Annotated in this window: 9 protein-coding genes and 1 pseudogene; 6 read left to right on the top strand and 4 right to left on the bottom strand. The window is 62.9% G+C overall.

The annotated features are described in order from the left end of the window. Positions 1-445 precede the first annotated feature (445 nt). The 3 genes from FV226_RS25295 to FV226_RS25285 form a co-directional block, all read right to left on the bottom strand. Positions 446-1,015: a hypothetical protein gene (locus FV226_RS25295; RefSeq protein ID WP_147765091.1), complete on the bottom strand. Its 570-nt coding sequence runs from the start codon at positions 1,013-1,015 to the stop codon at positions 446-448. A 172-nt stretch (positions 1,016-1,187) separates the two neighbouring features. Further along, positions 1,188-1,499, bottom strand: coding sequence for a hypothetical protein (locus FV226_RS25290; protein ID WP_147765090.1), 312 nt, complete (start codon positions 1,497-1,499; stop codon positions 1,188-1,190). A 689-nt stretch (positions 1,500-2,188) separates the two neighbouring features. Beyond that, positions 2,189-2,872 (bottom strand): hypothetical protein, encoded by a 684-nt coding sequence (locus tag FV226_RS25285; RefSeq protein ID WP_147765089.1) that lies wholly within the window; start codon positions 2,870-2,872, stop codon positions 2,189-2,191. A gap of 161 nt (positions 2,873-3,033) precedes the next feature. Between FV226_RS25285 and FV226_RS25280 the strand changes: the two genes are divergently transcribed. The 6 genes and pseudogenes from FV226_RS25280 to FV226_RS25260 form a co-directional block, all read left to right on the top strand. Then, entirely contained in the window at positions 3,034-4,554 is a 1,521-nt protein-coding gene (locus FV226_RS25280) for a DnaJ domain-containing protein (protein ID WP_147765088.1), read from the top strand. 136 nt (positions 4,555-4,690) lie between these two features. Beyond that, on the top strand, positions 4,691-6,883 hold the full coding sequence (locus tag FV226_RS25275; protein WP_187278853.1) for an AAA family ATPase: 2,193 nt from the start codon (positions 4,691-4,693) through the stop codon (positions 6,881-6,883). Between the two features lie 5 nt (positions 6,884-6,888). Further along, the gene (locus tag FV226_RS25270) at positions 6,889-9,222 is read left to right on the top strand and encodes a hypothetical protein (RefSeq protein ID WP_147765086.1); all 2,334 of its coding nucleotides are present in this window, start codon (positions 6,889-6,891) and stop codon (positions 9,220-9,222) included. 708 nt (positions 9,223-9,930) lie between these two features. Continuing rightward, a complete protein-coding gene (locus FV226_RS25265; protein WP_187278852.1) occupies positions 9,931-10,410 on the top strand; it encodes a hypothetical protein in 480 nt (159 codons plus the stop codon). Continuing rightward, on the top strand, positions 10,407-10,631 hold the full coding sequence (locus FV226_RS28205; RefSeq protein WP_187278854.1) for a hypothetical protein: 225 nt from the start codon (positions 10,407-10,409) through the stop codon (positions 10,629-10,631). The genes FV226_RS25265 and FV226_RS28205 overlap by 4 nt, the downstream gene beginning before the upstream one ends. Next, a pseudogene (locus FV226_RS25260) lies at positions 10,556-10,879 on the top strand (DUF4113 domain-containing protein); the annotation flags it as partial. The gene FV226_RS28205 and the pseudogene FV226_RS25260, both read left to right, overlap by 76 nt. Here FV226_RS25260 and FV226_RS28200 read toward each other — a convergent pair. Continuing rightward, on the bottom strand, positions 10,876-11,439 hold a 564-nt coding region (locus tag FV226_RS28200), incomplete at its 5' end, for a hypothetical protein (RefSeq protein WP_210246550.1). The pseudogene FV226_RS25260 and the gene FV226_RS28200 sit on opposite strands and share 4 nt — an antisense overlap.

Genomic DNA, 11,439 nt, shown 5'->3' with positions numbered 1-11,439 from the left:
GGTGATGAAGGGGGGCGGTCTGCGTCGCCTCGGCTCGTAGGTTGAGGCGCAGTAGAGGCGGCCCATGTGCGTGGTGTCGCTGTCGGCGTTCCGGCCATGGAGGGCGTGGATAGGACTTTCGTCATCGGATGAAGGCTCGTACCGGCCGGGAGCGGCCAAACTGAGCTTCGGGGCGGGCGGTAGAAGTTTACCGATTGGCTCGCGATGGAGTTAATTTAGTTCCTTTCCCGCTATTGGCTCTGAGGACTTTGGCAACTATCGCTAGCGGATGGTCACAACCATTTTGAGACTAGTTGCATTGGGCTGAGCGTACCAAAACGACTGGCCGACGAGGGCGGCATCTGCTGGCATTAACAAACCACGGCGCACCACCCTCCCATCACCCGATCCTATTCTAGAGCATAGTAGTCTGGCACGATTCGCAACAAAGATGGTTTTTTGAGATTTAGTGCACGCCGCGATTCGGATTGAGGAGATGGAAGTAAGTCGCCATGGCGTCGCGAGCGGCGGCCTTCTCCCTATCATTAAGTGCACCACGAAGTATGACGATCTGCGAAAAGATGGCCAGGGTAGTAGTCCAGTCCCGCAGTCGTGGCGGATGGAGATAGTCGCCGTACATCATCAGCAGGGACTCGAGCTCGTTGTCCGCTCGGGCACCGGCAACGATGAGCAGCTTGCGATGAAGCGCACGGTGTTCGAGGAAGGGGCGCTCACCGATCGTCAGGCGCGCCCACATACGGTCGAGAAGATCGTCGATCTCTAGTGGCGTACTTTCGAGAGAGAAGGTAGCAGCCTGTTCGGCCACGTCGGACCAAAAAGCTATCCAGGCGTGGCAGTCGGGCTCTGTGCCGGCCTTGAAGGAGGAGCTGACGAGGTCCGAGATCGTAGCGTGGAGCGGGGGAACTGGATCGAACGTCACGGTGGGGTCCTCAGGAGCGCCGCGATGCTGCGACCTTGCCATATAGTTGCGGGCATTGGTGTTCGCGCAGCGGTGCGCGGCCCAGAAGGCGGCCAAGTCGCGACGATAAGGCGGGCTAGGAGGTGAGTTGCAGGCGCCTGCTTGAATGGAAGCCCACATCAGCAGTCCTGAATTCAAGGAAGCGCTGCGGGTGCCCCCCGGCGCTAAAACCCCAGCGCTGGCGTTTAGATGTCTGCCGAAGACGCCGCCGTCGGGATCGTGATAGGGTCTACAGGCCGATCTCATGGCTACGGTCCTCGTCCAATGACGAAGTGGGTTGCACGCCAGCACTGCTGCGAACATGACCCATGCTGATAAGCAGTTCCTGCAAGGCGACAAAGCCGCGCTTCGGTCGGGCCTGGTCCTCCGAGTCGAGAAAGATCGTGCCTTTGCCAAGAAAGTAGTTCAACCCGTCAAGCTTGAGGTGGTAGCGGCTGTGGCGGACGAAGGGCACGTGGTTGTCCAAAAGCCACTGAATGCTCCTGCGCGTATCGGCATCGTCGGTCGGAAGGATCGAGAGAGTGGGCTTAATCTTGGGCATGCGTTCAGCTCTTTCAGCACTCGATAGATTGGCCCGCTGCGGGCGCACGTATCGCTGATTGTCAATTGATAATGGGATTGTTGGTCGCTTGCTTGCTCGGCTTGATGCATAGTTCGATTGATGTATCGTTCCATTGCTGGCTTGTTGCTCGCATCCTCTTATTTTCAATATAATCCTAGTCAAGACTTTTTCAACTGCCTTGCCTGGGTATTTTCGGCCTACGTGCAGAGCGTTATAGGTTTTGGTGCCTGATCGCGTAGAGTAGCGCTTAGTGCAGGATCCGAACGCGGATCGCCGGCAAAAGCGCCTGACACTGTAAGTGGGGCGGGGTGACGACGCTTTTTCACCGAAGCCTGAGACGACTTACGTCGAGATCTCGGGGATGCGCAGTATCGACGGTACGGCCGCCAACGTGAGCCCCACTGGCTGTGCCTTGCTCTGCATTGGATCCAGGACAGCAGCGTCGAGCACTGGCAATTACTTGCCGGTAGGATCAATGTTTGACACGTACGTTGAACAACACTTGCGTCTAGAAAAACGCGGTCACGATTTTAGCCTGCGTGTGTGGTTCGCGCCGGCCCGGGTGAGTCATTCGATGGTCTTTGCCCGAATTTTAGGCTGGGCGCACCGCGCCGCGATCGATGCACCGGACGTAAGTCTAATCACTGCGTATGATGCGACGGACAGTCCTAAGCGATTATAGCAGATCCAACGCTCAAACTCCTCGCGCTCGAAGTTTTTAGACCATGTCGGCGCAGTTGCTGTTCGACGTTAGCAGCCGTCCACATTTTGCCTGTCGTTGTGCCCTCACGACGGTCATGGAGCATCTCAGCGATCGCTGCGTAGCGGTTTGACCCTGCCGGCACGCTCGCGGCCGCAGCAAACAACTCCGAGAGCGCGCGCTGATGCCGTTCCTGATGCTCTCCATGGCGCAGCTTCCAGTCCGCGAAGTGCTTGATGATGTCGAAGTCTGGCTTCCCATCGAGCGGCACTCGATCGGGCTGAATGCTCTCGTGGTCGAGGTCGTTTTCAAACAGATACTTTTTAAGGGCTCGCTGTGGGCGCCAAGGGGTGCCATCCGCGAAGTCAACGTAGACGAGCGTCCGCTCCTTGCTCCTAAGCTGGTCCACCACTGAGGCGAGATACCCGATGCCGACGTCAGTCGCCCGGTCTGGACGCACATCGATGTAGTGGATGTGATCGACGAGCTCACCTGGTGCGCCGTCGGTGTCCACCCAGCGTCGGACCCGCTCGCGTTGGTAACGAATCGTTGTACTGCGCGCCGCCGCGGGATCGAGATCGTCCGGCAGGTAGTAGAAGCGCTTCCACGTCACGGGCAGAGTCCAGTAGAGGCCGATGTAGTTTCTGCGCACGCGTCTATCCCCCGCGACCTGTGTCCGCGTCCCGACAATTCCATCGCGCAGGCTGAGACGAGAGTCCCCGAGCTAACCCTGAGGTCAAGCCCGGATGCGTCGGGCGATCGATCGCCCGGCTGCTCCACGCGGCGGGCCAGCTTGCAGAAACGATAACCATAATGACGTACGACGAAGCCTGCTGCGTTCTGGGCGTACCTCGAGACGCGACCATGGAACAGCTCCGAGAGGCCTACTTTGCCAAGGCCAAGCAGCATCATCCGGATCACAACGGTGGTAGCGCCGAGGCCGCGGCCGCTTTCCGGCGCGTGAAGGAAGCTTACGACACTCTGCTTGGCCGTAAAACCGTCGCCACGGCGAGATCGGATCAGAACGGGCAGGATCGCTCTAGCGGCGGCAAAGGTGGTCCGGACGATGCAACGGCCGTCCTCGACCCGGTGGCCTTCGTGCGCAACTTCATGGCGAACACCGGGATCACCATTCTGTTCAACGGCACGATTCGGGTCGGGACCGGACGCACCTGCGGCTACGGCCCGGACGATGTCGAGGCTTGGCTGGGGCGCGAGCCGGTCTGGGACTTTCAGCAGCTCCTCGACGAGCTGATGCTCGAAATCAAGTGTGAAGAGATCAAGCTCAAAGCGGCCGACATCGCGCGCGCGATCCGCAAGATCGTGCACGTGGACCGGCAGGAACGCGCGAACGTTGTCATGCGCCCGATAGTTTGGGCCCAGCTCGACGCCACGCAGCGGATTAAAGCCGAGGCCGCTTGGGAGCGCTTGGTGAGCGCCGCCTTCGCTGTCGAGCCCGCGCTCGGCGTCGCCGTACTGAAGCAGTTCGTCTGGCAGGTGAAGCGTAAGCAGCTCGAGCTCCCCGTTGAGCACCACCTCATGCCAGTGATCTTCAGCCCCGTGCAGGGCGGCGGCAAGACCATCTTTGTGCGCCTTTTCCTCAGCCCGCTGGACGAGCTTGCCACCGATCCAGTGCTGCTCTCTGACATCGCAGACAAGCGCAGCGGTGATGTCCTGCGCTTTCCGGTCGGCTTCGTTGACGATATGGAACGCCTCGAGTTGCGCCACGTCGGTATCTTGAAGGCTTTCCTGACGACCGACGCGGTCGCGCGTCGCAAGCTTTTTACCTCGCTGCACGTCCGCATACCCCAGCTCATGACGCTAATTGGCACGGCCAACGAGCCCGTCGCGGTGCTGATCCCCGACCCGACTGGTCACCGCCGCTTCGCCGAGCTGCACTTCCGCAACGGCGCCGAAGCTAAGGGTGGCGAGCAGGCGGTCTGGGACGCGATCGCTGCGACCGACTTCGTCTTACTCTGGCGCTCGGTCGACGGGCACGGCCCCGCCCCGATCCTACCTCACCTGGCGTCGCTGGCGGCGGTGCAGGAGGCGTCCGCGCCGCCCGACGCGCTCCGCGACTGGCTGCGCGCGCTCGACCTTCAATCCGAGGCCGTCCTCGAGATCTTGCAACGTTGGGGTGCGGGCGCCGACGACCTGCGCGCGCTGTTCTGCGTCCAGTCGGGGGTGGAGATCTCGAACACCGAGTTCGAGCGGCGCATGGCGGTCCTCGTCGGCGACCCGGCGGTGCCGTTTAAGATGAAACGCCGTGTTAGCGCCGGGGTTTTTTATCCCAGGAAGCCCTGCGTGCGGGCGACCGATAGCTCGGCGGCCTAAACGCGACGAGATGCCTTTCACGGTCTACAGGGCCTGCACGATCTACATAGTCTGCACGCTCTACACAGCCTACACGATCTACGTGCTCAAGCGCCCGATTCAGGCGCTTGAGCCCTGTGCAGCGGAACGAGTATCGATGAGCGAGAGCACGTTCGCCGACAAGTACAGGCCCGAGCGCTTCAGCGAGGTGTTCGGACAGGAAAGCGTCGTTACCTGCCTGTCCGGCCTCATCCAGCGCGGGCAGATCGGCCGCCACGTCCTGCTGCACGGGTCCGTCGGCTCGGGCAAGACCAGCCTCGCTCGGCTCTACGCCCGAGCCCTGAACTGCGAAGCGCCAGAGCAGGACGGCTCGCCTTGCTGCAAGCGCTGCATAACGTGCAGCCCGTGTGAGACACCGAGTGCTGATGGGGCGCCTTGCGGTCGCTGCCCACCTTGCAAGAAGCGGCGCGGCAAAACGATCGCCGGGTTTCACGAATACAACGTCAGCAGGAGAGGTGGTGAGCTGGCCCAGGTTAGAGCCTGGGCGGCAGACCTCAATCAGGACGAGACCGAGTTCAACTATAGAGTTTTGTTCTTCGACGAAGCGCAGGTGCTGACGCGTGAGGCCTGCGACGCCCTGCTCGATCACGTGGAGCGGCCGGCGCGCCGCGTGCTGTTCTTCTTCGCCACGACCGAGGTTGAGCGGGTCCGCGAAGCCTTGCGATCCCGCCTGTTCGATTTAATGATCCGCCCGCTCCCTTTGCCCGCCGCGACCACGTTCCTGCGCTTTTACGCTGAGAAGCAAAGAGTGGATTGCGAGCCCGGAGCGCTGGCGCTCCTCGCGGGCCTGCGCAAGGGCTACCCGCGCGATTTGCTGCTGGGCCTCGACCGTGTTTACGAGCGCGGCAACTCCCGCCTGACCGTGCGACAGGTGCGCGACGCCTTCGACATCGATCAGACCGAGATGCTCGTCGCCTACTTCCGCGCGCTCGCCGACGGCGACCTCACCCAGCAGACGGAACTGCTGTTCGGTTGGCGTGAGAGCGCTGCGGACCGGATACGCTGGATCAAGGCCTTTCTTATCTCGCTGTACTACAACAACATCCAGTATCGGCGCGTCGTCGTCGACGGCCTGATCGAGGCAATCCCGGAGAGCGCACGCACGACGATCCTCGACGGTTTCTGCCAGCGCTTAGGATTGGCGCGCCACGCCGAGTTAGAGCCGGCCTGGCGTCGGATGTTGGAGTTCTGGCCGGTCTCGGCGACCGAGGCGGACGAGACCGCCCTGGGCTTGCGCGTGGCGCTGTTCCACCGGTTGGTCAACGCTGGTCTCACCGACGCGTCCGAGGGAGACAGGCCGCATCGACACGCCTCAGCGCCGAACCCCCCGGCGCGAGACGTCTTTCCGACAGTCATGGCCTCGTCCGGGTTCGGGCCGCCGGTCGCGTTTCCACCTTGCCCCGGCGCCGACGTCGAGGCGCCTGGTTTCGTGACCGTGGCGGACGTCAGGCAGATCATCAACCGCGCCTCGTTCCTCATCCAGGAGCACCGCGTCTTCTTCAACATCGCATGCGAGATCCGGCCGGTGCAATTTGGGGTGCGGGACCAGGACGACGGTATCGCCCTGATCGCGGCATTCCCTGAGGACTTGGCGCGGCAGGCAGCGGCGTGGGGCGGTGAACACTTCGCCAGCCTGACGCTGCTCGAGCGCGACGCGCTGGGTTTAGTCGGCCGTGTCGTCGTCTACGTGCCACGGCCCACACCCTTCCGGCCGACCGAAGTCGATTGCCTCGCCAGGGCCGAGGCCTGGGCGAGGGATTGGCGTGGGGCTGAGATCGAGAACGACAGCGCATTGCTATTCGAGGCGGCGGCCGCGGACGAGGCGGCGGCCTTGGCATTTCACTGGACGAGCGCGCGCACGCTGTGCGGCGGCCTCGACCCGGACCTTGAGGTGTGGGATCCGGCGAGCGCGGGCTGTCGTCCGCTCGGCAAGATGCTCAAGGTCAAACCGCGCAAATCGCTAGGTCCGGTCTTCGGTCACCCGCTGGTGAGCGCCACCGGCCTGTTGTCCGATCCCGCGATTGCCGCGGCCTGCCGCAACCGTCTCGAACCCATCTCGGCCTTCGACGACCGGGCTTGGACGAGGATCGTCACCGGCTGGGAACGCGAGGAGTTCGAGGAGCGGAGTGCGACGCGAGAGGAGCGCGAGCGCGAACTCGCCGACATGTGGAGAAAGGCCTCGACTGACGCGACGGCCTCCCGCGCTGCTTTGGAAGCCTGCCTGGAACAGTGGCCCGCCGATCCGCGCGCGCGTCGGCGGCGTTGGCGCGGCTGGTGGGGTCGGGGGTGAGTCGGGTGTGGGACATCGACTACCTGCTCGCGGCGCACCGCGATGGTCCCGCCATGATGGACCGCGCGCTGATCTACCGCTACCGGTCAGGGGTGCTGCGCCGGTCGATGATCGCCGCCCTGCGCGGCGTTGCGGAGCGGCACGACCGCGAACTCGGGACGCGCAACCTGCCGCTGATGCCCGGGTTCGCGGAAGGCGGCCTGTTCGGCGGTTTCGTACTATGCGACTGGTCGCGGGCCGCCATCGGAAAATTGAAGCCGGCGGGACTCGAGACCTCGCTTTCGCTCCTCGCGGCGGGCGAGGGCGCTCCGAGTGCGCATTTCGTGCACTACGACAGCCCGGTCACGAAGCGTCCCATCTGGGGCGCCGTCGAGCGGGCCTGCCTCGTGCTAGAGGAACCCCTGGTCACTCCCCATACCCTGCTCCCGGTGCTGCGGTACCTGCAGGCGACGACCGACCTCGCCCGCGGAGCCGACTTCCTCGGCCAGCCCGGGTTCAAAGAGAGCTTCGGCGCTCTGGTGGACGGCCGGAGGAGCGTCGAGTTACCCGCGCTCATCCAGGCGTTCGACGAGCGCGTGCTGCTCTGCACCGACCGACTGACGAACCGCTTCGACCGCGCGCTCGACGCGCGCGCGGCGCGGCGGCGGCAGGGCCGCGCTCGACCGCTGCATCACCTGCGCAATCTCGTGACGCACCGCCGCGTTGGCGACCTGATCGAGCTGGTCTCGGCCTTCGACGAGCGGCGAGCGGACTGCGGCTGGACGGCGTCCCGGCTCGTTCGGCAGTTCTACGGCATCACTGTCAGGCTGCTGGACACGCCGACGGGCGCAGACGGTCCCACGAGGTCGATGCTCGTATGGGCGGCCCTGGTGCTCGCCTGGGAGAACCATCTGAGCCGCTGCGTCCGCGAGGAGAAGCAGGGCTACCGGCGCGGACCGGACATGCTCGTGACCGTGATCGACGGTATCGGCCGCGACTTCCTGGCGCGTACCGCGGACGCAGACGCTGACGATCCGCTGTCCGGTCGGTGGCAGGACATTGCGCAGACTTTGGACAGGTGCTGCCGCGGCGATTCGGACGACCCCTTAGCGACGGTGCGGGATGCGTTGGTAGACGGGCTCGCCGCCGCGTCCGGCCTTCGCGCGCGGCAGGCCCCGTGGTGGGTCAGGCATCTGCACGCAGGAGCGTTGGCGGTGATCGGACAGGTCGAGCACTGCGCGTGCGGACCTGTAGCGCAGGCATCCGACGCGGAGGCAGCCAACGCGGACGCCCTCCCGCCCTCGACGTTCGCGGCCTTGATCGGGCGCTCGCGGGCGATCGCGTCGTTGCGCGACTTTGTCCAGCGGCGGGATCACGGGATGGACCTGCTGCTCCATGGTCCGCAGGGGGCCGGCAAGCGGACCTTGGCGCGCCTCTACGCGAAGGCGGTTCTGTGCGATGCGCCGGCACCGGACGGGTCAGCGTGCGACGCGTGCGAGGCGTGCCGGACGTTCGGCGAGAGCTTCGATTTCTTCGAGATCGACGGCGGGAGCGTGACGATCGGTGCGCTCACCGAACACTTGATCAATAAGCTCTCGTACCGACCTACATCGGGTCGGCGCGTGGTTGTCGTCCGGCGTGCCGACGAGTACCCCGCGGAGGAGTTCGACAGGCTGCTGCAGCCGATGGAGAATAACCCGGACACGGGCTTCGTCCTCCTGGCCTGCGATCCGCACCGGGTGCGCGAAGCAGCCCGCTCGCGCTGCCACGACATCCGGGTGCGATCGCTGGCGGCGGACGAGATGTCCGCGCTCGCGCGGGCGATCTGCTCTGCGCGCCGCCTGATCTGCGACGAGGCCGTGATCACGTTGCTGGCCGCTGCGGGCGGAGGTCTGCCCGGCCGTCTGCACGAGGTCTGCGCCGCGGTGGCGGGCTCGCCGACGCCGACCCCGCAGGAGGTCCGCAGGCGGCTCGGCCTCGACTGGGCGGATGAACTGGTCGCCCGCTGGCCCTGGATCGTCGAGGGCGCACCGGCGATCGCGGTCGATTGGATGCGCTCGTCCGGGGTGGGGCGGACGGAGCAGGCCCGGCGTGTGCAAGCGCTGCTCCTACACGTCGGGGTGCGGGGCATCCAGGGCGTATCGTCGCCTTCACCCCTCCCGGATCAGGTTCTGCAGTACTTTTCTGACACGGCGACGATCGAGCTCGCCGCCATGCTCGAACGCCGGGCAGTCCAGCGCGACGCGCGAACGGACGCCCTGTGGCGGGGCCTGGTCGAGACGTGGCTGTCCGACCGGCTCACGCACGACTGGCAGTTTCGTCGGCGGCCCCCTGACGACGCTGGGACAAAGGGCGACTAGAGATCGAACCCCGACGGGGAGGGGGAAGAAGTATCGTCGGACCCTTAAGGCTATCCCTCAACGTGCTGCTCCCGCCCGTCAGGAAGCGAGATCCGATCACGCACTTCGATGAAGCCCCGGGTTGCCCTCGTACAGGCCCGGCCGTGCGATACGCTGTTGGAAAGCTCGGTTAGGCGCCGCCGCGGTCACCCATCGTGGAGCCCACGCCAGTGCTCGAAAGCTGCTCGAAAGCTGCTCGAAGCGGCGAGGGCCAAGTTTGCACTTAGCTCTCTATCACTGCTTAGGAACTGCGCGCTGGCGTCAGTGGTGGCGATGTAGCTGAACATTCGCGCCTTGAGCATTGCCGGCTGACACACAGGCGTGCTACACATGCGATCGCGACGCGCCCGTCAAGCCTTTGATTTTATTGCACTTACCCGGCGAGGCTTCGAGTCCTTTCCTGGGCACCACGCCAAACTAAGTCGTTGAATCACTGAAAACATTGTATTTTCCGGATCGGGCCGGGGTAAATTACCGGGGTACATGATCCGGCTGATGCAGCGACACGCTTCCCGCAAAGACTCCCGCATCCAGCAGTTCTAAGCGCGCGTTCCGCTCGACGTTGTCGAACGGTTGCGTGGGACGCATGTCGCCATCGTATTGCCGGCGATGCGATCCGAGCCTAAGGCGACCTTAGCCCTCAAGCTCAGCGACCGAATCAAGGGTTCGTTGCACACCTGCGACGACGTGGTGGCAACGGCCCGCCGACTCCGGGTGCTGGAACATCTCGAACGGCTTTATGATCAGGTGCGGAAGGGCGGCTCGACGCTGACCCATAAGCAGATGGTCGGGCTCGCTGGCGAGATCTATGGCCTGTTGCGCGCTAAGTTCGATGACGACCCTGGTACGCCCGAGATGTGGTCGGCCTGGAAGGCGTTTGTACGGGCGGCACGCGAGGGCCAAATCCCGACAGCACCAACCATTTCCGCCGACGATGAACGAGCCGAAGCCGCCCGGTTGTTCGGCCCCGTTCTGACGGCAGGTATCGATGCCATACCGCCATCTGGTGATCGCGCCGCGCTAGAGGATCGATGCGGCCGGCTTACGTGGTGGGTTCTGTCGAACCATGGGCTCTACGTGGATCGCGAGACCCGTCTTCGTCTCCTAGAAAACGTAGCCACGCCTGCCTCGATGCCGGTTGGGCCTTGAAGCGTGCGGCGGCCGGCGACTACACGCCCGATCCGAAGGCGAACCGGTTCCCAACGTTCGAAGAGAAGGCATCCGGCATCACCCTGTCGGACCTGTTCGACAAGTGGCAGGCCGAGACCAAGCCGGCGGGCTCTACGGCGACGACGTGGCGAAGACCTGGCGTGAGCCCGGCGCCCGGCCATGGCGGTTCAGCAAGGCTGGCGTCATCACCGCCGACCTGATGTCGCTCGACGGCAGCCCGCGTGCCCTGATCGGCCCACTCGACCGCGAACGCTCGGGACCGCTGATAGCGGCAATGGACGACTGCAACGCTCGGTTCGGGCGGGGCAGCGTCGTATCGGCGCGCGCCGGACTGGAGACGAAGCGGACGTGGAGCACGAAGTTTGAGATGCGGACGCCGCGCTACACTACCCAAATCAGCGAGCTACCGGTCGCGACAGCTCAAGAACGCCTATATAATCTTAGCTAATTATCGTCATCATTATCATGATCGTCATCGATCTCTAGATGGTTATCTGGTCCATACTTAGCAGAAATGACATCAAGCTTTATCATCATATCGCTTACCCTTTCCGCGGCAGTAATAATTTCGTCGATCAGGCATAATTGCCTTGCCTTTTTATATAGAATCTTATTCCTTTCAATGGAAAATTTTAGAAAGTCGTCACTAAATAAAACGTCTGTACATAATGCTGAAGTTAGAATTTCATTGACGTTGTCCGACATTTTTTGTTTGTAAACGGAGGATGCATCACCACCCAGTTTCCTGTTGTCAGCGCGAGATAGAAAGCAAAAGTTCGCTAGTACATTCTCACTGAAATGCTCATCTTGTGCTGACGTCTTAACGAAACTTCTTGGCATTAAATGGTGGTACTCGGTTCTATTAGAGTCTTTCAGCGTCTTTTTGAGATCAAGATTTTGACCCGAAATAAAAGAGCGAGGCTCAAGTGAAGCAAGTAGTAGTATAAATGTTTTTGTATTAACTGTACTCAAATTAAAGGTATTTTCAAGAAAAAACTCGTTGGTTAT

Source organism: Methylobacterium sp. WL12, assembly GCF_008039475.1.
Classification (GTDB): Bacteria; Pseudomonadota; Alphaproteobacteria; order Rhizobiales; family Beijerinckiaceae; genus Methylobacterium; species Methylobacterium cerastii.
The sequence above is the reverse complement of the archived record's forward strand: the minus strand, read 5'-3'. Positions and strand labels throughout refer to the sequence as shown.

Bases quoted from the DNA above. Each gene is read 5' to 3' on its own strand.
- FV226_RS25275 (WP_187278853.1), top strand. From the start codon at position 4,691: ATGAGCGAGAGCACGTTCGCCGACAAGTACAGGCCCGAGCGCTTCAGC.
- FV226_RS25280 (WP_147765088.1), top strand. From the start codon at position 3,034: ATGACGTACGACGAAGCCTGCTGCGTTCTGGGCGTACCTCGAGACGCG.
- FV226_RS25290 (WP_147765090.1), bottom strand. From the start codon at position 1,499: ATGCCCAAGATTAAGCCCACTCTCTCGATCCTTCCGACCGACGATGCC.